The organism is Pseudoalteromonas simplex (assembly GCF_015278155.1).
Lineage (GTDB): Bacteria > Pseudomonadota > Gammaproteobacteria > Enterobacterales > Alteromonadaceae > Pseudoalteromonas > Pseudoalteromonas simplex.
Map to the genome: position 1 here is coordinate 90,076 of NZ_JADILN010000011.1, position 22,551 is coordinate 112,626.

Annotated in this window: 25 protein-coding genes; 11 read left to right on the forward strand and 14 right to left on the reverse strand. The window is 39.6% G+C overall.

Annotated features, from left to right (window positions below; all coding sequences use genetic code 11):
• The first annotated feature begins 127 nt into the window (after nucleotides 1–127).
• Nucleotides 128–778, forward strand: a complete 651-nt coding sequence (locus tag IRQ78_RS17210; RefSeq protein WP_166339189.1) for a tellurite resistance TerB family protein — start codon at nucleotides 128–130, stop codon at nucleotides 776–778.
• A 204-nt stretch (nucleotides 779–982) separates the two neighbouring features.
• Here the strand turns inward: IRQ78_RS17210 and IRQ78_RS17215 are convergent, their stop codons facing one another.
• Nucleotides 983–1,210: a hypothetical protein gene (locus tag IRQ78_RS17215; RefSeq protein ID WP_187489968.1), complete on the reverse strand. Its 228-nt coding sequence runs from the start codon at nucleotides 1,208–1,210 to the stop codon at nucleotides 983–985.
• Nucleotides 1,211–1,301: 91 nt separating this feature from the next.
• Nucleotides 1,302–1,550, reverse strand: a complete 249-nt coding sequence (locus IRQ78_RS17220) for a hypothetical protein (protein WP_054551897.1) — start codon at nucleotides 1,548–1,550, stop codon at nucleotides 1,302–1,304.
• A gap of 157 nt (nucleotides 1,551–1,707) precedes the next feature.
• On the opposite strand from IRQ78_RS17220, the gene IRQ78_RS17225 reads away from it, so the two are divergent.
• Both IRQ78_RS17225 and IRQ78_RS17230 read left to right on the forward strand, forming a co-directional pair.
• Nucleotides 1,708–2,154: a carboxymuconolactone decarboxylase family protein gene (locus IRQ78_RS17225; RefSeq protein ID WP_138599883.1), complete on the forward strand. Its 447-nt coding sequence runs from the start codon at nucleotides 1,708–1,710 to the stop codon at nucleotides 2,152–2,154.
• Nucleotides 2,147–2,917 (forward strand): AraC family transcriptional regulator, encoded by a 771-nt coding sequence (locus IRQ78_RS17230; RefSeq protein WP_054551899.1) that lies wholly within the window; start codon nucleotides 2,147–2,149, stop codon nucleotides 2,915–2,917. Before IRQ78_RS17225 ends, IRQ78_RS17230 begins: the two co-directional genes overlap by 8 nt.
• On the opposite strand, the gene IRQ78_RS17235 is transcribed toward IRQ78_RS17230, so the two are convergent.
• From IRQ78_RS17235 to IRQ78_RS17245, 3 genes are read right to left on the reverse strand one after another with little or no spacing between them, the layout of a single operon-like run.
• Nucleotides 2,914–3,120, reverse strand: coding sequence for a helix-turn-helix domain-containing protein (locus IRQ78_RS17235; protein ID WP_054551900.1), 207 nt, complete (start codon nucleotides 3,118–3,120; stop codon nucleotides 2,914–2,916). The two genes, IRQ78_RS17230 and IRQ78_RS17235, sit on opposite strands and share 4 nt — an antisense overlap.
• Complete coding sequence (locus IRQ78_RS17240) at nucleotides 3,120–3,677, reverse strand: DUF2975 domain-containing protein (RefSeq protein WP_166339193.1); 558 nt, start codon at nucleotides 3,675–3,677, stop codon at nucleotides 3,120–3,122. The genes IRQ78_RS17235 and IRQ78_RS17240 overlap by 1 nt, the downstream gene beginning before the upstream one ends.
• Nucleotides 3,674–4,528, reverse strand: a complete 855-nt coding sequence (locus IRQ78_RS17245; RefSeq protein ID WP_228482669.1) for an alpha/beta hydrolase — start codon at nucleotides 4,526–4,528, stop codon at nucleotides 3,674–3,676. The genes IRQ78_RS17240 and IRQ78_RS17245 overlap by 4 nt, the downstream gene beginning before the upstream one ends.
• A 264-nt stretch (nucleotides 4,529–4,792) precedes the next feature.
• On the opposite strand from IRQ78_RS17245, the gene IRQ78_RS17250 reads away from it, so the two are divergent.
• Nucleotides 4,793–5,941 (forward strand): hypothetical protein, encoded by a 1,149-nt coding sequence (locus IRQ78_RS17250; protein ID WP_054551903.1) that lies wholly within the window; start codon nucleotides 4,793–4,795, stop codon nucleotides 5,939–5,941.
• A gap of 57 nt (nucleotides 5,942–5,998) precedes the next feature.
• Here the strand turns inward: IRQ78_RS17250 and IRQ78_RS17255 are convergent, their stop codons facing one another.
• Nucleotides 5,999–7,585: an RICIN domain-containing protein gene (locus IRQ78_RS17255; protein ID WP_194442768.1), complete on the reverse strand. Its 1,587-nt coding sequence runs from the start codon at nucleotides 7,583–7,585 to the stop codon at nucleotides 5,999–6,001.
• 277 nt (nucleotides 7,586–7,862) lie between these two features.
• Here IRQ78_RS17255 and IRQ78_RS17260 point away from each other — a divergent pair, with 277 nt between their 5' ends.
• Together IRQ78_RS17260 and IRQ78_RS17265 are read left to right on the forward strand one after the other, a co-directional pair.
• Nucleotides 7,863–8,402 carry a heme NO-binding domain-containing protein gene (locus IRQ78_RS17260; RefSeq protein WP_194442769.1) on the forward strand — a complete coding sequence of 180 codons (540 nt, stop codon included), beginning with the start codon at nucleotides 7,863–7,865 and terminating at the stop codon, nucleotides 8,400–8,402.
• 1 nt (nucleotide 8,403) lies between these two features.
• Entirely contained in the window at nucleotides 8,404–10,131 is a 1,728-nt protein-coding gene (locus IRQ78_RS17265; protein ID WP_194442770.1) for a response regulator, read from the forward strand.
• Between the two features lie 3 nt (nucleotides 10,132–10,134).
• Here IRQ78_RS17265 and IRQ78_RS17270 read toward each other — a convergent pair whose 3' ends face one another.
• Nucleotides 10,135–11,271, reverse strand: a complete 1,137-nt coding sequence (locus IRQ78_RS17270) for a helix-turn-helix domain-containing protein (RefSeq protein ID WP_228482670.1) — start codon at nucleotides 11,269–11,271, stop codon at nucleotides 10,135–10,137.
• A 224-nt stretch (nucleotides 11,272–11,495) separates the two neighbouring features.
• Here IRQ78_RS17270 and IRQ78_RS17275 point away from each other — a divergent pair, with 224 nt between their 5' ends.
• Nucleotides 11,496–12,308: a DUF2306 domain-containing protein gene (locus tag IRQ78_RS17275; protein WP_228482671.1), complete on the forward strand. Its 813-nt coding sequence runs from the start codon at nucleotides 11,496–11,498 to the stop codon at nucleotides 12,306–12,308.
• Nucleotides 12,309–12,374: 66 nt separating this feature from the next.
• Here the strand turns inward: IRQ78_RS17275 and IRQ78_RS17280 are convergent, their stop codons facing one another.
• The gene (locus IRQ78_RS17280; RefSeq protein ID WP_138619656.1) at nucleotides 12,375–13,376 is read right to left on the reverse strand and encodes a family 43 glycosylhydrolase; all 1,002 of its coding nucleotides are present in this window, start codon (nucleotides 13,374–13,376) and stop codon (nucleotides 12,375–12,377) included.
• Nucleotides 13,377–13,466: 90 nt separating this feature from the next.
• Nucleotides 13,467–14,462, reverse strand: coding sequence for a Kelch repeat-containing protein (locus tag IRQ78_RS17285; protein ID WP_194442772.1), 996 nt, complete (start codon nucleotides 14,460–14,462; stop codon nucleotides 13,467–13,469).
• Between the two features lie 172 nt (nucleotides 14,463–14,634).
• Here IRQ78_RS17285 and zigA point away from each other — a divergent pair, with 172 nt between their 5' ends.
• Both zigA and IRQ78_RS17295 read left to right on the forward strand, forming a co-directional pair.
• Nucleotides 14,635–15,831: a zinc metallochaperone GTPase ZigA gene (gene zigA, locus IRQ78_RS17290; RefSeq protein ID WP_166339207.1), complete on the forward strand. Its 1,197-nt coding sequence runs from the start codon at nucleotides 14,635–14,637 to the stop codon at nucleotides 15,829–15,831.
• Complete coding sequence (locus IRQ78_RS17295) at nucleotides 15,831–16,499, forward strand: DUF1826 domain-containing protein (protein ID WP_194442773.1); 669 nt, start codon at nucleotides 15,831–15,833, stop codon at nucleotides 16,497–16,499. Before zigA ends, IRQ78_RS17295 begins: the two co-directional genes overlap by 1 nt.
• 69 nt (nucleotides 16,500–16,568) lie before the next feature.
• Here the strand turns inward: IRQ78_RS17295 and IRQ78_RS17300 are convergent, their stop codons facing one another.
• Nucleotides 16,569–17,327, reverse strand: a complete 759-nt coding sequence (locus IRQ78_RS17300; protein ID WP_194442774.1) for a hypothetical protein — start codon at nucleotides 17,325–17,327, stop codon at nucleotides 16,569–16,571.
• A gap of 157 nt (nucleotides 17,328–17,484) precedes the next feature.
• On the opposite strand from IRQ78_RS17300, the gene IRQ78_RS17305 reads away from it, so the two are divergent.
• Nucleotides 17,485–17,958, forward strand: coding sequence for a YqhA family protein (locus IRQ78_RS17305; RefSeq protein WP_054551913.1), 474 nt, complete (start codon nucleotides 17,485–17,487; stop codon nucleotides 17,956–17,958).
• Between the two features lie 21 nt (nucleotides 17,959–17,979).
• Here the strand turns inward: IRQ78_RS17305 and IRQ78_RS17310 are convergent, their stop codons facing one another.
• The 3 genes from IRQ78_RS17310 to IRQ78_RS17320 all read right to left on the reverse strand — a co-directional run bounded on the left by IRQ78_RS17310 (nucleotide 17,980) and on the right by IRQ78_RS17320 (nucleotide 20,965).
• Complete coding sequence (locus tag IRQ78_RS17310) at nucleotides 17,980–18,807, reverse strand: hypothetical protein (RefSeq protein ID WP_194442775.1); 828 nt, start codon at nucleotides 18,805–18,807, stop codon at nucleotides 17,980–17,982.
• Between the two features lie 118 nt (nucleotides 18,808–18,925).
• Complete coding sequence (locus tag IRQ78_RS17315; protein ID WP_054551915.1) at nucleotides 18,926–20,080, reverse strand: iron-containing alcohol dehydrogenase; 1,155 nt, start codon at nucleotides 20,078–20,080, stop codon at nucleotides 18,926–18,928.
• A gap of 51 nt (nucleotides 20,081–20,131) precedes the next feature.
• Nucleotides 20,132–20,965, reverse strand: coding sequence for a type 1 glutamine amidotransferase domain-containing protein (locus IRQ78_RS17320; protein ID WP_194442776.1), 834 nt, complete (start codon nucleotides 20,963–20,965; stop codon nucleotides 20,132–20,134).
• Between the two features lie 106 nt (nucleotides 20,966–21,071).
• Between IRQ78_RS17320 and IRQ78_RS17325 the strand changes: the two genes are divergently transcribed.
• Nucleotides 21,072–21,971, forward strand: coding sequence for a LysR family transcriptional regulator (locus IRQ78_RS17325; RefSeq protein WP_054551917.1), 900 nt, complete (start codon nucleotides 21,072–21,074; stop codon nucleotides 21,969–21,971).
• Here IRQ78_RS17325 and IRQ78_RS17330 read toward each other — a convergent pair.
• On the reverse strand, nucleotides 21,952–22,488 hold the full coding sequence (locus tag IRQ78_RS17330) for a cysteine hydrolase family protein (RefSeq protein ID WP_166339219.1): 537 nt from the start codon (nucleotides 22,486–22,488) through the stop codon (nucleotides 21,952–21,954). The genes IRQ78_RS17325 and IRQ78_RS17330 overlap by 20 nt on opposite strands.
• Nucleotides 22,489–22,551: the final 63 nt, after the last annotated feature.

The window sequence follows — 22,551 nt, forward strand, 5'->3', positions numbered from 1 at the left end:
TATTGCCGATAGAATACCCAATAAAAATATACCACCAATTGTTAACTGATGTGTTTTGTAACATTTATCTCGTTTCCTTTTGATTTTAAATCACCTAATCTGGGCACATATCTGCAAGGAGAGAACAATGAAAGACTTACAAAAATTAGTGGGTAATTTAAATAAATCAGGCGCGCTGAATGGCTTTTTGGGTGGTGTTGCCGGCGGTGGGCTAACGAGCTTGATGGGCGGAAAAAGTAAAAAGAGCAGTAAAAAAGCCGTTAAATACGGAGCATTGGCTGCTGTAGGTGGTCTTGCCTGGAAAGCCTATAAACAATATTCAGAGCAAAAATCAGCCCCAGTTCAGCAAACTAGTTCACGTGGTTTTGATTTTACTCCCGCCACGCTGCCTGAGCAGTCATTCACTGATGCAATCGACGATAATCACAGTGATGGGCAATTATTACTCATGCGCGCTATGATTGCAGCTGCCTATGCTGATGGCCACATTGATGAAACCGAAAGACAAAAAATCTTCGCACAAGTAGAAACAATGCAATTGTCAGTGCAAGAAAAAGCCATGCTGTTTGATGAGCTAAGAAAACCAATGCAACTATCAGAGTTAGTTGCCGCTGTGCCAAACGCACAAATGGGTATTGAAGTATATGCAGCCAGTGCCAGTGCAATTGATTTGAACCAAACAGTTTCTAAACACTACTTAGACACATTGGCCAATCAGTTATGCATTCCTAGCGAACTGGTAATGAGTATTCATAGAGAACTTAACACTATTAGCTAAACCATTAACATTATTAGTTATTAGATACAAAAGAACGCCAGCAAAAATTAAACTTAGTTCTGTTTATATGGATATTTTGCAAGTGACGTACAGCAGCGTCATCGCACAAAATAAAATATCAAAATACAATCAAAAAAAATGGCCACAATTAACATGTGGCCATTGAAACGCTAAAATACTATAGAGCTTATTGCAGCCACTAATTCACTTTATTGTATTAGTGCTATTTCTTTGAATATCACGAATCCCTTGCTTACCTTCTTTTTCCAAAGCAGCAATTTGTTCAGGTGTACGACACACGCGAGTAGCAATATTGCTGCCAGTCGGTTTTTCCATTTTACAAATTAAGCCATCGTTACTTGCTTGTTCTTTACCTGAGTTTGCGCATCCAGATAAAGCTAAACCAACCAAGGCCAACATTAAAAACCTCATAAACAAACTTCCTTTTAAAACTAACTAAAACTAATAGATAATCATGAAAACGAGCCGCCACTATAGCAATTCATTATCAATATGAAAAACGCTAATGTGCTTTTTTAGTCCCATAACGGATCATATCTTTACCGTTTTCATAAACATCATTACTTACGTAACGACCCAGTAGCAGCTTATGACTATCATCAAGCACCGCAACAAATGGGCGACCATCACTATTGTTTGTAGCAAGTGCAACTCCGGCTACGTTCTCAAGCCCTAAACCGCCATTTTCAACTAGGCGTAAAAACGTTTCTAACTCATCTAATGTTTCAATTACATCGTTATCGTTAATCATCTCAAATACTCAGTGTTGCAAATGCGCGTAGCATAGCAGGATTCAAAATAAGGTGCTAATTGGCGTGTCTAAGAAACTCTATAAAATGTCGTTTTTTTGCAATATTAAACAATGCATAAGCACTAAGCTCGTTGAAAATATTATTTAAGGATCATTTATGAAACGAGCTAACTATTTTTCTTTACAACCACTGCTAATAAAGCACCTAATGGAACAAGAGCAACTTATAAAACAGGCTGCCGAAACGACTTTCAGCTTAAAAACATGGGAGCTTATTAAATTAAGAGTGTCGCAACTTAATCAATGTGCTTTTTGTATTGCGATGCACACACAACAAGCAAAAGACTATGGTGAAACTACGAACCGTATTATTGGTTTATGTGCTTGGAAAGATATGCCCTTTTACACTAACCAAGAACAACTTGCGCTAACTTTGTCAGAAAAATTGACACAAGCACAGCCAATTGATGATACTTTCTACCAATCGCTAGTTAAAGAATTTACAGACGAAGGGTTAGTCGCTCTCACAATCGCTATTAATGCTATAAATAGTTGGAACCGTATTGTGAAAATGTTTAAACCTGAAGTGGAGTTTAATGAGTAACCACCTTACCTTAGAACTGATGACCCCTAAAGGTGATATTGCCCAAAGTATTCAAGCTATTTGGTTTGCCAAGGCGAATTTTCAAGGGGAGCAATGGCTTGCTTGTGACGGAGCTACAGGTGTTATATTTCCTGTTGCAGGTGAGCTACTGCTTGATGACCATCAGTTGCTCCCCCCTTATGCATTCCAACAAACATCTACACATGCTTCTAAACTTACTTTTTCAGAAAATGCTGTGTTCTGTGGTATTCGTTTTAACCCGACCGTATTACCTGAACTTGAACGCTCTGCACACCCTATCGTCGCAAAGAGCTCATTAAATGCTATAGCAAAAACCTTGCAACAGAGTGCCAACCTCGAAAAGTTTGTGACCTTGGTCAAATCGTATTTCACTAGCCAGCACAGATTAAATCAACATAATAAACACTCAAAACATTTAATCCGTAATCTCATTGAGTTAACGCCTCTCGAAACGGCTTATCAGCGTGCCCCACTGAGCCAACGTCAGCTTGAAAGGCAGGTTAAGGAGCAATGTGGTGTCACACCTAAATATTTTGAACGTATTTACCGAGTAAAACTGGCTAAACAAGCAATTAAGGAGAACCCTGAGCAAAGCTTTGCAGATATTGCTGTAGAGTGTGGCTTTACCGATCAGCCCCATTTAATCAAAGAGTTCAAAGCAATAATGCACGTCACCCCGGCAAAATACCGCAAGTTATTAAAAGACGCTCAAACTAAACAAACAAAACTCATTTTGCGTTAGTCATCTTCAAAACGCAGAATATCACCTGGCTGACAACCTAAGTGCTTACAAATTGCATCTAAGGTTGTAAAGCGTACAGCTTTAGCTCGCCCAGCCCTAAGAACGGATAAGTTTTGTGGCGTAATACCTATCGCTTCAGCTAATTCTGTAGATTTCATTTTTCGCTTAGCTAACACAACATCTAAATCAATAATAATCGCCATTAAATCACTAACTCTTGCTCTTCTTGTAGTTGCTGTGCTTGGCCCATAATCCAACCAATAACATAAATAATCAACCCCACCACTAAACCTATAATATCAGTATCTTGTATCGTCACGACTCTTCCCATATCAGTTCCTGTTGCAAAATTAAGAAGAGTTATAAGTAGTGGTGGATAGCATACAACTAGTGCAAATTGCGCTAATAATACGCCACCTAACCATTTAAAACATTGGATATTTTCAATAGTGAAAAAAGATCCACATCGGTAAAGCAGAAATAACCGAATCAAAATTATATTGATAAGAAAAAACGGCAGCAATTGCACAAGACCCAGCCATAAAACACTATCAAAGCCATGCTCACCCAATGTCTGAGCGATTCCTTGCCAAGATCCACTGACTTCAAGGCCAATCCACATATGCGCACCGTTACTTTGCGTAAAACTTAACACATCACTGTCACTGAAAAGGACAATAATACTTGTTACTAACAAACTAATCAGCGTAAAAAGTAGCAAGCTTAAGATCAGCGTACTCATCCACACTATTTTTTTCATGACGATTTACTCAGTGTTATTTGTTTTAAAAGTTGCTCATAGTGAGTCGCTATTTGCTTACCTGTCAACGCATTTGAATGATGCTTACCTTTTGCAATGTAAAGCTGCTTTTGCTGAGATTTTGCATGTTGATATAAATCTTCCGCTAACTCAGGTGGCGTTTGTGTGTCTTTTTCACCGGTGATTATTAATAGCGGTGCTTGGTAAACTTGTAATACTTTTAAATTATCAACTTGATTAATCTCTTCACTAAATTCAACACTAACAAACGGTTTAGCAAACCACGGAATTCGTGCTGCTGTCATCTGCTCAACATTTGTCACACTGCCTTCGAGTACGAGAGCATCGACGTTGCGCTGACTGGCAACATAACCTGCGATCATACTTCCTAAAGAATGACCATGGATCACCACAGGCAAAGTACTTAGATCGGCTCTGCTTTTCACATAATCAAACACCAGTAATGCATCAGCTTTTAGGTTAGCCACACTGGGTACTCCAGAACTCAGCCCATAACCGCGATGGTCCATCATTAGAATATTTACCTGAAAAGGTAAAAGTAGCTTGGCAGGATCCCCGCCTGCGGCACTAACGCGAAACTGGTTGCCACCAAAGTAAATAACTGTTGCGCGTGCATCTGCAACTTTAATTAGGGTGCCCTTAAGAGTGATGCCTTCATCGGTGGATAAAGTTACTTCTTGCTTTTTGGCTGTCGCATCAACATTTTGTATATCCTGCATCGTTATTTTTTTATCCGGATACAAAAAGTGAGACTCCTCAACTTTAATTGTCGTACAACCAGTTAATAACAACACAATCAGCGAAACGATTGCTATAGAACCAAATTTCATTTTCACGATCCTTCTAGTAAAAAAACTAATATGGCACTGAAAAAGTTAAAAAACAAACCAAAATTACCGAAAAACGATAATTAATTAACTCATATCGAACATTTAAAGTCCTTCCTTTGAGGTAAAGTATTGAGCAAAAGCGCTACCTCTGTTCATTCATTATTTCTCTAATTCTGTTTTGAGCGATTTTATTTGCGCTCAGCTTTTATCCATAGGATAGTTAACTCAAGCCTACAAAACCTGCTGTAACTAAATAGGATAATCATGAAAAAAGTTTTACTTGCCACTAGCTTAATCGCCTCGTCATTTACTGCATTTGCAGCCAATTTAACCGTTGAAGAACTGCGTATTGAAAAAGCCAGCAAAGCCATGCCAAAGGTGTTGAGTGCTTTTTCTGATGAAGTAAATCAATTTGAAAAACAATGGCAAGCTGCCACCAGTTATCAGCAAGCAAGTGACCTTATTGATGATTACGCCAAACAATTATGGCGCGATGCCAAAGCGCGTATAATTAAAACCAACAGCTTCGACGACCGAGAGCTGTATTGGGCACGTTTACTTTCAAGCAAGATTATTCGCACCAGCAAACCTCAGTTTGCAATGACCGACAGTGAACAAACCGCGTTATTAACCATGCTTGAAAATGGCAGCCGAGGCCGAACCGACCTTGATTACAGTAAAAAAACCGATAAACGCATTTTAATTACAGGTTTTGATCCATTCTTATTAGATAGAAATATTAATCAAAGTAACCCATCAGGTGTTGCGGCATTATTACTTGATGGCCAAGTGATTAATTACAATGGCATTAGCGCAGAGATCAATACGGTGATGGTGCCAGTACGCTACGAAGACTTTGATCAAGGTATTATCGAATCATTACTTGCGCCCTATTACGCACTTAACAATGTCGATATGATTGCCACTATCAGTATGGGCAGCAAAGACTTTGACCTTGAACGCTTTCCGGGTAAACGCCGTAGTGTAACGGCGCCCGATAACGCCAATATTGTGTATGGCGGCACAGCCACTGCACCGAAAATTTCGAGCCTTAACGACCGCCCACTTCCGGGCAATGAGTTTGTCACTTTTAGCTTACCAGTTAAGCAGATGCAAAAAGCCAAAGGGCCATTCCCAATCAACGACAATCATAAAGTCGTTACGCTTGAAAAAGCATTTGAGCCACAATCTCTTAAAGAATTAGAAGGTGCGATTGCTGTCAAAGGTGGTGGTGGCGGCTACTTATCAAATGAAATTTCGTATCGTAGTATTCGACTGCGTGATGAGCTTAATTCAGACATCCCTACAGGGCATATTCACACCCCACGTATTCAGCAATTTGAGCCCGAGACAGAAGCTAAAATTGTTAAGCAAATTAAAGCGATGCTGGAGCAAAGCTTAGTTGCAATTTAAAACGTTAAGCTCAGCTATTTAGTAATAGCTGAGCTTTTTCCAACTCACAATAAGTATTTATTGTGGGCCTGTTCCGCCATTCACTTTACTGCCCAAAGAATTTGGATCATCTAATCGATATGGATAGAGTTGAACATCACCAAATACCGCTGCTCCGCTATCACGATATTGATCAGTTGCTGATCTTCCAGTGTAAACATTTCCTGAGGCACTAAAATAACCAGAGCCTTGATTCCAGTGCGGTTTCGCTGAATTTTCAAAGTAATTATTTTCCACTAAAACCTCAGCGCCATTCCCCGCACTAATTGAGAAATAAGTAATGTTCTTCCAGTAATTATTAAACATATGCACGCGTGAATTATAGCCATCCACTTTAGGGTTTCGCCCTGCTGCTGTATCCCAAAAATTGTGATGTGCTGTTATTTGAGAGTTTCTAAATAAATGGGTATACCAATGCTGGTTGGCGCAAACTTGAGGGTTATATCCATAAAAACGGTTCCAACTTAAGGTAACGTTTTGACTATTGTCTACATCAATATATCCATCACTTATTTTATTAAATGCCATGTGATCAACCCATACATGACTACTATCATCTATTGAAATAGCATCACCTGCTTCAACAAGCGCAGGGTTAATATCCTCAAGCATAATGTTCTTAATAATAATATTTCGCTGCTTGCTAATAACGAGGCTGGCACCAATTATTTTCGAATTTTTACCCAACCCTTGCAGTGTTTTATTTGATTGCACAATGATACGTCTATCATTACGGGTAACATTCACGGTTGAGTTTGAGCTGCTCCCCAGCTCACTACAGCTTTGATTACCAACAGGTATTCTGTACCACGTTTTACCGTAATCTCCCCATTGGCCACAATCAAGTGGACAAGCCGGTACCGTTCTGTTCGCAGTTCGACAATCAATCACTGTGTTATCAGGAACTTGAATAACCGCAGCAGAGCCAGAACTCAATGCAGTACTTAAATCATCACAGCTATATATTGTGATGGCAGTGTTATTACCACCACCGGTCGTTGTGCTCAATCCATCTTGGCCTGCTTGAGATGCAAAACCTATTAAGTCACTAGGAGTGGTTCCTGTAGTCCCACAGTCGCCATTTACTGGATTAATAAACCATCTTTGTGAACTGATCCCAGCATCATCATTTTGATAAACATTTGCAGTATTATTTGAGCCTGCAACTGTCAAAGATTTACCGGTTAACTTATTAACGATATTGAAGCCGCCCGATGAAGATGCTTTTAACAACCAACGTTGATTTGCTCCTTGCCAATCATCATAAGCAATTATATTTGCACCATTTGATTGCGATGAGTTCAACACATCAAGAACTTTATTATTAAATTTAGAGCGAATAATCCAATAGCCATCTGCTTCTTGAATAAGCTGAAACTTTTGGTTATTTCCACCCCAGTATTCGTAGCTAATAATATTCGGGGCTGAGCTAGAATCACTGGTATTTACATCAAGTGCAAGGCCAGACCCCCTATTAATTACAGAGTATACATTGCCAGATTCTGGCATAGCACTACATTCTCGTGCCTGTAAGGTATGTTGAGTAAAGCACAAAAGTACTATTAATGTTTTCACTAACAACTTAGTTGAGCTGTAAATCTTCAAGACTATCTTCCTTAACTATTTATAATATTAAATTACCTATAGAGATAGACTACCCATATGTACCCAAAAACACAATTAATGTTTATTTTTTGTAAAACAATTAATAAAACCATCTGAAAACTACATGGCTACAACTCCCGACAAAGTCTGTGTTATTTAAAGCAAAAAACTTAATAGCTGATTTTATCGCTAGCCATACTAAAGTTTGATACATAAAAATTGTAAAACTCTTGTTTATATCTAAACTTTAAGTATGAAAAATCATTAGGCCAATTATATGAAAGGTATCGTCTTTACCGAGTTTTTAGAAATGGTCGAAAATGAGTTTTCTTATGAGGTCGCAGACAAAATCATTGAAGAAAACTCACTTACTTCAAACGGCGCTTACACTAGCGTTGGAAACTACGACAATAAAGAGCTGTTAATGTTGGTCAGCTCATTAAGCAATCACATAAATAAGCCCGTTGATGAACTAGTTCATGCTTATGGTAAGTATTTGTTAAAGCGTTTTTTTGTTTTATTTCCACACTTTTTTGATAGTGTCGAAAGTACTTTTGAATTCCTTGATACCATTGACCAACACGTACATATTGAGGTTAAAAAGCTCTACAACGACGCTGAATTACCAAGCTTTGAAACTAAACGAATTAGCCAGAGCGAAATGCAAATGTTTTATCGCTCTGGTAACCCATTTGCATGTCTAGCTGAGGGCTTAATTGAGGGCGCATGCGAACATTTCAATGAAGTTATTACCGTTAAAAGCGAGATTGAGGATAACTATCAATCTGCCACTTTTACTCTAACAAAAGAAGCTTAATGTGGATGAAGAACTCTACAAACGTAGAATAGAACGAGAGCGCCAGGCTCGAAAAGAAGCCGAAGCGCTTTTAGAACAGAAGTCCTTAGAGTTATATGAAGCCAATATGACGCTAAAACATGCTGCCGAAAATCTAGAACAAGAAGTCATCATTCGCACCCAGGATTTAAATAAAGCCAAAGAGTTAGCCGATGCCGCCAACCAAGCTAAATCGATGTTTTTAGCGAATATGAGTCACGAAATCCGCACGCCAATGAATGCAATTCTAGGCATGGCCCACCTCGCCCTTGATACAGAATTAACCGACAAACAATATGATTACATTGAAAAAATCCAACTCTCGGCCAAATCACTGCTTGGTATTATCAATGACATTCTCGACTTTTCTAAAATAGAAGCCAATAAGCTCGAACTTGAAAACAGTGATTTTAATCTAAACAACTTTCTCGCTAACCTAGCTAATTTAGCCAGTAGCTTAATTGAGAAAAATAACATCGAAGTCATTTTTGAAATTGACGATGATATTCCTGAATTTTTAATCGGTGATGCACTTAGGCTCAATCAAGTTTTGTTAAATTTACTGAGCAATGCTATTAAGTTTTCAAACCAGCAAAATGTCACGCTAAAAATGACAAAAGAGTCACAAACCGATACCTCTATTTGTATTAAATTTCAGGTCATTGACCAAGGCATTGGTATGTCTCAAGAGCAAGTAAATACTGTGTTTAAGCCTTTTTCACAAGCCGATGTTTCAACAACACGTAAGTTTGGCGGTACAGGTCTAGGTCTTGTTATCAGTAAAAAGATCATCGAGCTTATGGGTGGTCACATTGAGGTAAAAAGCCAATTAAACAAAGGGAGTTGCTTTAGTTTTGATGTGTCATTTGCGCTATCGGGTATGCAAAGCTGCCACGACACAAACATTTTCAAACATAAGCGAGCTCTTATTATTGAGCAAAGCGGCCAACCTGAAGCTATTCTCCAAAGCATGCTCAACACATTAAGCATCAATGTAAAAACTATTGATTGCATGGATGAAAAACTCTCTGAGGTCGATATTAGCCATAGTTACGACTTTATTTTTTTAGATTGGCACGTTTTAAACTGTGAACAAAATAACATTTTAGAAAACCTCAAAAAACAGCTTTCTATCGACATTAAAAAAACCATTATTCTCGCATCTTTTGAAAACCAACAAGTTAAAGACACGCTAAGTACGCTAGATAAAACCGTTGAAGAAATACTTTTAAAGCCGATTATAAAAGGGAACCTGTTGAAAACCCTTGAGCATGTGATGGGGATCGCTACTAAAAAGGAAAACAAAGTAGATAACACCTGTTTTAAAACGCTCGCGGGCTCAAAAATACTTCTCGTTGAAGACAACCCGCTAAACCAACAAGTCGCATCGCAAATATTGCGTTCAAATGGCTTTATTGTTGATATCGCCGAAGACGGCATTGCAGCGATTGAAGCTGTTGAGAAAAACACTTTCGATTGCATTTTAATGGACTGTCAAATGCCAAGAATGGATGGTTATACCGCCGCGAATAAAATTAAACAGCAATCAAAGTTTGCCCATATTCCAATCATCGCCATGACCGCCAACACCATGGAAGCCGACCTAACTAAAGCAAAAGAATCTGGCATGCAAGGCTACATCGCCAAGCCAATAGAAGTACAAACCATGTTTGAGGTCATTGCTGAGCATTTAACGCAAAAGCAGCTGTAATTTCTAGTCAGTAAGCTCTATGATTTTTTGTTCACCTATTGAGTTGTTCTGCTTACGAAACTCGTTAGGGTTAACCCCAACGATGCTTTTAAAAACACGGTTGAAGGTTGCAAGCGAAGAAAAACCACTTTCCATTGCAATACTAAGTATACTCCAATGACTTGCTTCGTCTTTTAGTAACAACCCTTGCGCATGCTGTATTCGGTACTGATTAATAAATAAATTAAAATTTGTAGCTTTAAAGTGGTAACGAATTGCCCGGCTGATCTTATACTCAGGTACTACTAATGCTTGGGCAAAATCAGAAATTTTCAAATTAGTTTGCAAATAAACCTGCTTATTGATGAGTGCTTCTATGCCAGTAATAAGCTCAGCCTCTACCTCATTATTTTCAGATTGTTCAGCCTGATTGGTAGCTTTCACTACCTTTTCAGAGTTCACCACTTTGCTATCAACAGCTTCAGGCACGCTGTTGTGGGCACGTTTTTGCAAGAACATTACTAGCTGCATGGCAAATACAATCAACAATGCAGATGAGGTAATTATAAGCGGCTCAAATTGTCGAAACTCGCTCTCACTGAATAAAAATTTAGGCAAAATGCTGGCATTAAATACAGCTAAGAAGTAGCAACTAGCAAAAATCTTTGCCTGCAACTTTTGCGTTTGTGTTTTACCTTTATAACTCCGTAATGCTTCCCAAAAAGACAACACCAGAATACTTGAAGAGAGCAGTACCGTTATTTCGGCCATACCTTGCTTTAAACGCCACATAAATTGGCTATCAGGGAAAAGCTCTACATCAATACTCACCAAATAATGCCACGTCTGGTTAAACATAATTAACCCCGCAATAGCAGTTGCCACTGCAATATGCACCTTAGAAATAGGCTTTTGCTCTCGAAATAAAGTCCGTGAGATAAGCCAAGCCATATTACAAGTTGCGCAGGTAAATAAGCCAATTAAATAACTGTAAACACCAATACTGGGCGCACTAATTTTTTGCACCCCAACCATGCAAAGCGAGCCACAAAATACAGCAAACAGATAATGAATAAGTTGCTTATCTTTTTTCATGCCATTTAGCAGCATGAGCCCCATACAAACGAAAACGAGTAAGTAATAAGGGGATGTATTTTGCATAACTCTTCATGCCTTAAATTGGGGGATTGATGAATTTTTTACCAATCAGATAAGTGTACTTTTTCAAAATCAACATAGCAAAAAGAGTTTGTTAGTGAATGTGTCAAACCCTGTGTGAGTTCTCATAAATAATCACAATATTTTATTGATCAAATTTCGAATTTGAGAAGAGTTTCTTCTCTAGCCCTTTATATTTGCGGTATTAGAAAAATATAATGGATTTGATGATGTTTAACAAAAATAGCAAACTCACGCCTTTAAAGGCGCTCGAATACAGTAAAAAGCTTTGGTTTAGTAGCCTGATAATGGCGCAAACTTGCTTTGTGATTTACCTCATTCTTGGTTATGGAATGACAGGGTTAACAACAGGTCTATCAGGTTGGAACCGACTTAATAACACCGCTTATGTTGCCAATGATGCAACGGGGAATTTGATGTATGCAGTGCATGTATTATTTGCTGTCGTGATGATCCTTGGCGGAAGCTTACAGCTGATTGAAAAACTGAGAACAAAATACCGAACATTTCATCGCTATAATGGCCGTGTATTTGTTTTTTTAGCTTGCTGTATTTCATTTGCTGGCATGTATTTAATGATAGTAAGAGGAACGGTTGGTAATACCTTGATGCATGCGCTGACAATGTTTGGCGGCATAGTGGTTATCGTATCAAGTCTATTTGCGGTTAAAACCGCAAGGGCTCGTAACTTCAACGCCCATCAAGTATGGGCCATACGCTTATATCTTGCCGCTAACGGTGTGTTGTTTTTTAGATTATTAATATTTGCATGGTTTTTAGTATTTGGCACTTTAGGCGTCGATACCGCTACATTCACGGGGCCTGCCGTGCTTGCCGTTAGCCTTTGCTCTTACTTAGTCCCCCTTTTAATAGCCGAACTTGTCCGCTATGCAGCTCGAACGAATATTACCTTTATCACTATCGGCACCGCCTGTTTGATGACGCTAATATCAATCGTGTTCTTAATCGGCTTATTTGGGGTGACTATGGCAAACTGGTACCCAGCTATTGTTAGCTAACTAAACCTCATACAATAAAGCCACCTGAGTAGGTGGCTTTGTAAGCGAATTTTGAATCACTGTAAATTAATACAATTCAAATAGCGGACGACCATTTTCGTCGTATTTTACTTCCATCACACGAGCGTGGCGGTTTGGATCGTAAAGTGGATCTTTTACTATTTCCTCAAGTGGACGAGTGTCTGTTTTTGGCACCACACTTGGTTCACCAACTGCGTGCTCATAGTCTCGGGCATGGTAAATACACAGTGGTGTTTCACCATCTTCAGCTACTGTAAAACAGTTATGACCTGGACCAAAAATTTTCTTATCAACACTTGTTTCAAGTACTGGCATACGTGTTTTGGTCCACGAATTACGATCAAGTAAATCGCTGTTTTCATCCGCTTCCATATAGCCCATACAGTAACATGCACCTGTTGCGCTTGCAGAGAAAGCAATGAAGATTTTACCGTTATTTTTAAGTACTGCCGGGCCTTCGTTTACCCAAAAGTCGACACGCTCCCAATCGTAATCAGGTGTCGTCAGCATAAACTGTGCTGTTTTTAGCTTAATAGGAGATTCCATCTGTGCTAAATACAAGTTGGATGCCGCAAATTGACCACCCGTTTTCTCTGCCCAGCAGAAGTAGCGCTTACCGTTATTTTCAAAAATAGTGGCATCTAAAGAAAAATCAGTGAACGACTTTTCATCGCCCTCAGCCGCTTGCATCATGCCAAGCTCAACCCATTCATCATTTAACGGATCTTGGCCTTTACACTCAAGCACATACGGGCGTAATGCCCAAATATCACTTTCTTCACTCGCTGCAAAATAGATATACCATTTGCCATCGAGGTAATGAATTTCAGGTGCCCAGATATGACGACTCATCGGGCCGCTGTCATGTTTGAACCAAATATCAAAGGTTTCAGCGTCTTTTAGGCCCTCTAATGTCGCAGCCCTACGAAGTTCAATGCGATCATAAGTTGGTACAGAACCGGTAAAATAATAAAAACCATCGCTGTGCTTATGCACAAATGGATCGGCACGCTGCTCTACTAACGGACTATTTGTTTGTAATGTCATCTTGAAACCTGATCGTTAAATTTTAATTTGTATTATTTTATTACTTTTTGGTAAGAATACAAATATAACATTATTTTTATCAGACAGTAATCATAAACCTTTCATACCTTCAAACAGCACATTTGCATTATTGACTTCACGGCTCGTTTCAGAAAGTCCTACCTTTGTGGCGCCACCCACTAGCCAAATTTGACCGTTTAACGTAACAGCCCCTAAACCGTGGCGTGGCGTTTGCCACTCGAAAGATTTGCGCCATTGCTGCTTAGACAAATCATAGCTAAAAACCTCACGATCAACTCCTTTGCTATGTTCACCGCCAAACACAGTGATAGCATTATCAATAACCGCTGCCGCATGCCCTGCTCGTGCTTTAGGGAGTGCTGCATGTGCTTGCCATGTGTTTGTATCGGGTAAGTATTCGAGCATGTCTGAGATAGGCTCACCGCCAACGGTTCTGCCACCTAGCACAAACCAACGACCGTTAACTTGAGCACTCGCCGCACTGTTTCTAGCTGAAGGTAAAGGAGCCGCTTCTGTAAATGTGAAGCTATTAGGATCAAAGACTAAATGCTCACTCACATCTAAACTATGTTGCCATTGTCCATTTTTCTCACTGCTTGGGCTGCGACCGCCAGCTAAATGCACTTTACCATTAAGCACGGCGCCCACCGTTTCGCTTAATGCAAAAGGCAAACTCGCCACCTTTTGCCATGCTTTAGCACCTTTATCTAGCATTAGCACATCACGGCTATTGTTCCATTGGCCTTGGCTATTAACAAAACCTCCAAAAGCAAATAGTCTGTTTTCTACTGCGATTAAATACGTGTGATGACGCCCTTCAGGCAAACTCGGGGCTGATTGCCAACTTGCATACTCAGGCGACCAAAAATGAACTTTTGCGGTCATCTTACCTGCAGATCCTGGCAGCTCGGTAGAGATACCCCCTGCAACCCAAATCTGTTGATTCATGACTGTAGGGTAGATTTCTTGTATAGCCTCAGGGAGCTTTGGTGCTAACAGCTCTTTTGCCGATAACGTATAAGGCAAACACGCCATAAAAAGCGGCAACAGTTTGGTTAAACGCATATAAATCCTTAATAAGCAGTTAATTAGCTAAAGACTAAGCTAGCTGTACCTATTCGTACACTGCCAAATAGTCTTACTCGAACAACGATTACTATTCCTAAACGACACTAAATTGATATATTATAACAAAACATTTAACGTATTTTGTTTAATCTTATTAAGGGTCACTACCATGAGCAAACTCCCCGTCACCGTGCTCTCTGGCTTTTTAGGTGCAGGTAAAACCACTGTGCTCAGCCATATTTTAAATAACCGTGAAGACAAAAAAGTGGCTGTAATCGTCAATGATATGAGCGAAATAAACATCGATGCAGCAACAGTTAAAAACGATGTTTCGCTTAGCCGCGGCGAAGAAAAACTAGTAGAAATGAGCAATGGCTGTATCTGCTGTACATTGCGTGAAGACTTACTCATTGAAGTACGCGCTTTAGCGCAAACAGGCCAATTTGATTATTTGGTTATTGAGTCAACCGGTATTTCAGAGCCCCTTCCTGTTGCCGAAACATTTACCTTTGCCGATGAAGATGGCGTGTCACTGTCTGATGTTGCAAGGCTTGATACCATGGTCACGGTCGTTGATGCCGTTAATTTTTTAAACGACTTTAACGAAGCCAAATTCTTACAAGAAACCAACGAACACTTAGGTGATGAAGATGAGCGAAGCGTAGCCGACTTACTTATTGATCAAGTTGAGTTTGCTGATGTCATTTTAATTAGTAAAACAGACCTAATTAGTGCCGATGAACTTGAGAGTTTAAAAGCCATTTTAAACTCATTAAATACCTCTGCAGAACTGATTGCCATTGAAAATGGCCAAGTTGATATCAATACAATTTTGGGCACGGGCCTGTTTAACTTTGAAAAAGCTCAGCAAGCACCTGGCTGGCTAAAAGAACTGCGCGGCGAACATACCCCAGAAACCGAAGAATACGGTATTAGCAGCTTTACTTACGGGGCCCGCCGCCCTTTTCACCCTGAAAAATTTTATAACTTTATTCATAACAATCAGCGCGAAGGCAAATTACTTCGTTCCAAAGGCTACTTTTGGTTAGCCTCTCGACCACAATTTGCTTGCCAATGGAATCAAGCTGGCGGCATAGCCCGCTATGGTTTTGGCGGGGTATTTTGGAAAGCCTTACCGAAAGATCAGTGGCCAACAGATAGCGACTACTTAGATTCAATTAACCAAGTATGGCAAGAGCCCTTTGGTGATATGCGCCAAGAGCTGGTTTTCATTGGTCAAAACCTCAATCAAGCAGCGATCATTCAAGCTCTCGATAACTGCTTACTTAGCGACGATGAACTATTAGCAGGCAAAGCGCTTTGGCAAACCCTGCCCGATCCATTTCCTGTCTGGGAGGAAGCATAATGACAGCCTACGCATTAGAACATGACACTGATAACCTACCAACAGCGGCCGCAACAGCGTTAAGCCCTGTGGTGTTTTCACAAATTTATAAACCTGAGCATAACATTGCAATTTGGCAGCGTAACTTAGCTGAACAGCTGCAATCAGAAGTAGCTGAGAGTATTACAGCCAACCCAGAACTCAGCATTAACGCTGTGATCAATCAAAACAGCATTGTGGCTGACATTGATAAAGCCCTTGAAAAACTACCTCAAGCAAAAGAGCTTAAAGCCGACCTCGCTCAGCTTGTTGATATGTTTTGTTATTTATTTGAGTTAAAGCGAACCGGATTACGCCTAAGAGTTCTTGAACGTGCCATGTGCCCACGTTTTCATGTTGATAAAGTCCCTTGCCGGTTAGTCAGCACATATTATGGTAGTGGTTCGCAGTGGTTGCAAAATGCAGGACTTGATCGCACCAAACTTGGCGCTGGTCATCAAGGATTAAGCGATGAAGAATCAGGATTAATGACAGCAAATGCTAAAATTCACTCTCTAAATGTGGGTGATGTAGCCTTATTAAAAGGCGAAACTTGGCAAGATAACGAAGGCAAAGGCCTTGTGCACCGCTCACCAGCACTCGCTGCTGGCGAAAAACGACTACTTGTAACCCTTGACTTTATTGCTTAATTCGAGCGTACCTGTTGCGTCTATTGATTTTAATAGGCGCTATTTCATTCAAGAATACACAACAACTGCTCATGGCTTTAAATTAACGAAAAGCATACTAAGCGCACTTGCAATTGCTGATAGAGCAAACATCCTTAGTAACAAAATTAAGACATTCCCTGCACCACCAGCAAAAGTGCCTTTAAAGCTTAATGGATAGCCATGAAAAACCATTAAATATAATACGTTAAAAAGCCCTACCCGCATCCCGTCAATTTCATGGGTATCACCATTTTTTAAGTGAATTTCACACACATGCAAAGTAGGTAATCTAATTCGGGGTTCGCCAAACTTTCGTTTTCGTTTTAGATCCATCGTATAGTGAAATAACACCTCTGCGATTTCATTTTTAGCAATTGTGATGGGACGATTTTGGTGCTTTTTAAACGTCAACTTATCAACTTTAAGCTCATCCTTGCTTATGCTCATTGCCCATTTAGAACCAAAGCCATACTTCTTGTAAGTCATGATGCGTTTGGTAATAAACACCAATAAAAAGCTTGTAAGGCAAATTAAAAAAGCCAACCATGGTTTAACAGCATCTACTAAATAAAAACTAGATAGTGAAATTGCGCATACCATAAGCGCAAAAATCACTTCGGCCCATCCTGATAACGTCGCTAAGCCTGGCAAAGACTCTAGTTCTGTTAATGAATCTTCGGTTAGTGATGACTTTCCTTTAAAGGCTGCATATCGAAACCATTTTTTATCATTTAAATCCAGTTCCAGTGAGTGCTTAGCCATAGAACCCATAAACATCCCTTTTAAAATAAAGCTTAATAAGAACAACCTTCATTGTTCCTTAAACTTATACACAACCCGACCTTACGAGTAAATACTCAAAGAACTAATAAGTTAGGTTTAACTTGGCATATAATATGTTAAGTAATTAATCAAAAACGAGCTAAACTACGTATATTAAAGAAATTAATTTGTGTGAGTTAATATGGAGCGCATTTTTCAAAATAGCCGGTTTTTAGTTATTATCGCGATTCTCACCACGGCCATTTCATCGTTACTCGTTTACATTGCCTGTGTGAATATCGTTTTCAATGTTGTTAAAGTCACCATCACCGCGCTACCTGACTCAGCAAAAGGAGGGAAAGAGTTAATTGTCGAGCTTTTAAAAATTCTCGACCTATTACTCATCGGTATTACTCTTCAAGTCATTACCATCAGTCTGTACCGGCTATTTATATCGCCCTCAACAACAAAAAGCAGCCAGTTTTTGGCCGCCTTTCATATCGAAGATTTTCATGACTTAAAAATTACTTTAGTGCAGGTAACATCTGTGATTTTGGTGATTCTGTTTTTAGAACACGCCGTTGAGTTTGGCGGCACAATAGAAACCCTCTACCTTGGTATTTCTATTGCGATTGTGGTTGCCGCCTCGACCTTTGCATGGCGCTCAATGAAATAGTGAACACTCACATACGTTAGTTTATTTTTCAGGGTAACGTAGCTTATATTGCTCTTTCATCGCGGCATTAAACCGCTCAAATAAACTGCCCTTTTGGGGTTCTTTAGCCAGTTCGAGCAAATCAATTTTTAAGTGGTTATGTTCATTAAATTGGCTAGCAAATGTGCCCATCATTGCTGATTCAAACTTACCATCAGTGAGCAGTTCAAGTACCTGATTACCAAATTGAAACGCCTCGTACTCATTAAGTAGTGTTAAAAAATCACTAAATGATGCGCCCGATAAGTTACTCTGCGTTTTAAATGCACTTAAGTAACCTTTTGCTAATAAGTTTTGCTCTTTAAAGGCTAGCTGAAATTGGTATGCATGGCGGGTTTCGTGTAATAAAAACGCTAATGGCGCATAAACTTCCATCTCTTTGAGCTTATCTGGGTTTAAATAAACTAATCCTGCACCTGGGTAACGTACATCAAACACAAAATTAACTGCTCTTTGCGGATACAAGGTGTTATTTATCACCAAGGTTGGTGCTGTAATAGCAAAGCTTTTAATTTCAATTGCAAACACCTCTGGTAGTAAAGCCATTCGCTGCTCAAACGATAGCGCTTCCCAGTTCATTAACTTTTTATAAAGCGCTTTATTTTGCTTTAAGGCGTTGACCAGTTTTTCTGCATCAAGTTGTCTTTGCTTATGTGCTTGCTCTAACCAAGGAATATTAGATTCACTGAGCGCGTATGCTGTTGGCGTTTGTTTTTGCAATGCTTCATTAGCATAAAACTTTGCAGGTTCTGCATAGACAAAGCAAGATAAAGCTAAATAAGCGCTTGAAAATAAATGGGTAAGTTTCATGGTGTGATTTTTATCGATAATTTATTGCCTAGATTTTACTAGCTTATGCAATAGAATTAAACGTCTTCAATTTTTTAAAAAGGCGTAACAGCTTATGTTACGCCTTTAAATTTAAGCCCTAAAGTGCAAGCGCTAATATTTGCTTAACTTTCGCTAAATCAATATCACCGTGTTCACCTAGCGTAGTTAACTCATTCTTTTCTAAGTTATTAACAACCGCGTCGATTGCTTGTTCATCAAGGTCATAATCAGCAAGGCGTGTTTTCACAGCCATTGCTTCGAAGAAGTCTTGCACTGCTTTAATCGTTTTATCGATTTGTTCAGCTTCATCGCTATAATTAAAACCAAACACTCGCTCACCAAGCTGCTGAATTTTAATAGACTTCTGCTCTTTTTGAACATGCATTAGCGCAGGTAAAACAATCGCTAGTGTTTGTGCGTGATCAAGATTATAAAGTGCTGTTAATTCATGACCAATCATATGTGTAGACCAATCTTGCGGTACACCCTGACCAATCAAACCATTCAGTGCCATTGTAGCCGACCACATAACATTGGCTCTTACATCATAGTTTTGCGGTTCGCTCAGCGCTTTAGGTCCTTCGCTGATCAAAGTTTGTAAAATACCTTCTGCAAAGCGGTCTTGTAATGGCGCATTTACTGGGTAAGTTAAGTACTGCTCAATAACGTGTACAAATGCATCTACAACACCATTACTTACTTGGCGCTCTGGTAACGAAAAAGTATATTCAGGATCAAGTACTGCAAAAACTGGTTGCACACTCGGTGATGAAAAAGCACGTTTCTGCGACGTCTCTTTTTTAGTAACCACTGAGTTGCCGTTACTCTCAGAGCCAGTTGCAGGTAAAGTTAATACTGCACCAATAGGAAGCGGGTTACTAAACTCAGCACCTTTAACAAGGATATCCCACGGCTCACCTGCAAAGTTATAAGCTGCTGCAACAAACTTAGCGCCATCAATAACACTGCCACCACCAACAGCTAAAATAAAGTTAACATTATGCTCTTTAGCACTTGCCACAGCTTGCATCAGTGTTTCGTATGTTGGGTTAGGTTCAACACCACCAAACTCTATAACATCAACATCGGCTAACGCACTCATTGCTTGGTCGTAAACGCCGTTTTTCTTTATTGAGCCACCACCAAAAAGTAATAGTACTTTAGCGTTTTCTGGTAAACGTGACGTGATCTCACTCATTTGACCTTTACCAAACAAAATTTCGGTTTGATTTTTATAAATAAAGTTCAACATTTAAATGCCCCTTAAATTAGGTTTAAATTGCTAATTAGCTAATTAGCTAATTTACTTAGCTAACATTTCTAAAAGCTTTTCTGCTAATAATTTATCTGAAAACGGGTTTTGCCCCGTAATGAGTTCGCGGTCAACAACCACGTTTGGCTGCCACTCACTAGCGAATGCCATATTTCCACCGGCTTTTTCCATTGCCATAGCAGGATAGAACTTAAGCTTTTTACCTTCTAAACTGCTTTCAAAAACACGCTCTTCAGGGTCTGAAAAAATAGTCATTTTATAGCCGTCATAAATCCAGTTGTTGGCCACTGCCTTTTCGCCATCTTTTATCGCTTGATAATAAGAACTTGGCTGAACTTGAGCCGACAACAAGGTAATTGGGCCATGGCAAATTGCCGCTGTTGGTTTACCTTGCTCATTAAAGTGACGCAAAATTTCACCCACTTCTGGGTTGTTTGCTAAATCAATTAAAGGTGCATGGCCTCCAGGGATAAACACAGCCTCATATTGGCTTAAGTCACCCGCTAAAATTTCGCTCAAACTCGCGGTATCATTGATATCAGGAAGTGATGCTACAAAACGCTGAATGCTCTGCATTTTAGCTTCATCACCATCAAAGTAATCGGTGCTCACTGATTTTTTATCTACTTGAGGCGCATTACCTTTAGGTGTTGCAAGTACAAGCTCATAACCCGCATCAACTAATGCTTTTGCAGGCACACCAAACTCATTTAGGTAGTAGCCTGTTTCAATGCTCTGGCCGTCAGCTAAATCCATAGTTGTTTCACTTGATAAAATAACCAACACTTCGCCTTCACCCGCCACTGCAAACATCGACATAGTTGATGCAGCAACAAGCGTTAGTCGCTGTAATATCTTTTTCATAATTCGTCCTCTTAGAAAGTGAAGCTATCATAGTTGGTTTGCGGGGCGAGTAGAATTCGGATAAATTAAGAGGAGCAATCAGAATATTTATGGCTCGTACAGTTACATGTCTTATCTCACGCAATTAAAAACCTTTGTTGAAGTTTATCGTTGTAAAAATATTACGAAGGCTGCGGCTAATTTAGGCTTATCTCAGCCTTCAGTGACTTCTCATATTCAAGCAATGGAAACTGTAGTTGGTAAATCTTTATTTGAGCGCAAAGCCCGCGGTGTTACCCCCACTGCAGCAGCACATGATTTAGCGCTGCAGGTTTCTGGTCATATTGATATATTAGAGCAAAAGATCATGTCGATACGGGCACGTTCTGATGCCGCACATGGCACTGTTAATATTGCAGGACCTGCCGAATATATTAGTAGTGTATCGGGGCCACAAATTGCCAACTTACTGCAATCTGGCAATGTAAATCTTGTTCTGCATATTGGTAATAAAGTGAGAATTTTTGATGCCTTGCAATCAGGTACTGCAGATATTGCTATTGCCGCATCAGCGCCTGATCCAGCACTATTTGATAGCCTTGTGCTCGACAAAGAAAAGCTCATTTTGGTGATGAACCGTTTACATGGCCGAGAAATCAAAGACAGCGCCATTACCGCAGATTTACTCTCAAGCTACAATGTCGTTGCTTATGATGAAGAACTGCCTTTGATAAGACAATACTTTGAAGCTGTATTCAACGCAAAATGCCACTCAAACGTCATTGCTATTTGCCCAGATATACGTGCTATTAGCAATATTATTCGTTCAGGTATTGGTTATTCTGTATTACCCGATTACCTTTGTCGCGATCAGATAAAAGCCGGGGAGCTTGTGCAACTAGGGCCCGAAGGCCCAGAAAACATAATTTACTTAGTTTGGAACAAAGGGGCATTAAAACACCCCCGTATTGCATTTGCCAAAGATGTTATTTCGGCCTTTGCAAATATTAATTACTTTGCAAACTAAGCAAGGCTTGCTTTGCGTCTAGCAGTTTTACTCGTGGGGCAAGCGCATTTAGTGCGATTAAATGTAGCATTTCAGATACTGTGGTACACACATCTGTTAAAACTGCCACATCGTACTCTTTAGCTTGCTCTGAGATAGCTGTATGAGTTACACAGTTTTGCGTCATCATACCTGCGATCAAAAGTTTTTTAATACCATGCTGCTTTAAAACATCTTCTAAATTAGTTTGATGAAAGCTGTCTGCATAGTGTTTTACAACCACAGGGGCTTCTGGTGCTGCATTTAAAATATCAGGATGAATATCAACACCTTCTGTACCTTCATTAAAAAATGGCGCTAAACCCTGAGAAGGATCAGCAACATGCTGAATATGAATAGGTAAAACCCCGCGCTCTGTGGCTTGTTTTATCACATCGACGAGCTGATCTTTTACTTGTTTAGCCTGCCATAAAGGAAACGCGCCATCCTCAAAGTAATCACTCTGTAAGTCGATAATTAGTAATGCTGTGTTTGTCATTGTATAAACCCTTTTTCATTGTATTGACGCCTAGTTTGCTGAATTTTTAACGTATCAAACAGT

Coding starts and splice junctions, on each gene's coding strand:
- IRQ78_RS17210 (WP_166339189.1), top strand. CDS start 128: ATGAAAGACTTACAAAAATTAGTGGGTAATTTAAATAAATCAGGCGCG.
- IRQ78_RS17215 (WP_187489968.1), bottom strand. CDS start 1,210: ATGAGGTTTTTAATGTTGGCCTTGGTTGGTTTAGCTTTATCTGGATGC.
- IRQ78_RS17220 (WP_054551897.1), bottom strand. CDS start 1,550: ATGATTAACGATAACGATGTAATTGAAACATTAGATGAGTTAGAAACG.
- IRQ78_RS17225 (WP_138599883.1), top strand. CDS start 1,708: ATGAAACGAGCTAACTATTTTTCTTTACAACCACTGCTAATAAAGCAC.
- IRQ78_RS17230 (WP_054551899.1), top strand. CDS start 2,147: ATGAGTAACCACCTTACCTTAGAACTGATGACCCCTAAAGGTGATATT.
- IRQ78_RS17235 (WP_054551900.1), bottom strand. CDS start 3,120: ATGGCGATTATTATTGATTTAGATGTTGTGTTAGCTAAGCGAAAAATG.
- IRQ78_RS17240 (WP_166339193.1), bottom strand. CDS start 3,677: ATGAAAAAAATAGTGTGGATGAGTACGCTGATCTTAAGCTTGCTACTT.
- IRQ78_RS17245 (WP_228482669.1), bottom strand. CDS start 4,528: ATGAAATTTGGTTCTATAGCAATCGTTTCGCTGATTGTGTTGTTATTA.
- IRQ78_RS17250 (WP_054551903.1), top strand. CDS start 4,793: ATGAAAAAAGTTTTACTTGCCACTAGCTTAATCGCCTCGTCATTTACT.
- IRQ78_RS17260 (WP_194442769.1), top strand. CDS start 7,863: ATGAAAGGTATCGTCTTTACCGAGTTTTTAGAAATGGTCGAAAATGAG.
- IRQ78_RS17270 (WP_228482670.1), bottom strand. CDS start 11,271: ATGCAAAATACATCCCCTTATTACTTACTCGTTTTCGTTTGTATGGGG.
- IRQ78_RS17275 (WP_228482671.1), top strand. CDS start 11,496: ATGATGTTTAACAAAAATAGCAAACTCACGCCTTTAAAGGCGCTCGAA.
- IRQ78_RS17280 (WP_138619656.1), bottom strand. CDS start 13,376: ATGACATTACAAACAAATAGTCCGTTAGTAGAGCAGCGTGCCGATCCA.
- IRQ78_RS17285 (WP_194442772.1), bottom strand. CDS start 14,462: ATGCGTTTAACCAAACTGTTGCCGCTTTTTATGGCGTGTTTGCCTTAT.
- zigA (WP_166339207.1), top strand. CDS start 14,635: ATGAGCAAACTCCCCGTCACCGTGCTCTCTGGCTTTTTAGGTGCAGGT.
- IRQ78_RS17295 (WP_194442773.1), top strand. CDS start 15,831: ATGACAGCCTACGCATTAGAACATGACACTGATAACCTACCAACAGCG.
- IRQ78_RS17305 (WP_054551913.1), top strand. CDS start 17,485: ATGGAGCGCATTTTTCAAAATAGCCGGTTTTTAGTTATTATCGCGATT.
- IRQ78_RS17310 (WP_194442775.1), bottom strand. CDS start 18,807: ATGAAACTTACCCATTTATTTTCAAGCGCTTATTTAGCTTTATCTTGC.
- IRQ78_RS17315 (WP_054551915.1), bottom strand. CDS start 20,080: ATGTTGAACTTTATTTATAAAAATCAAACCGAAATTTTGTTTGGTAAA.
- IRQ78_RS17320 (WP_194442776.1), bottom strand. CDS start 20,965: ATGAAAAAGATATTACAGCGACTAACGCTTGTTGCTGCATCAACTATG.
- IRQ78_RS17325 (WP_054551917.1), top strand. CDS start 21,072: ATGTCTTATCTCACGCAATTAAAAACCTTTGTTGAAGTTTATCGTTGT.
- IRQ78_RS17330 (WP_166339219.1), bottom strand. CDS start 22,488: ATGACAAACACAGCATTACTAATTATCGACTTACAGAGTGATTACTTT.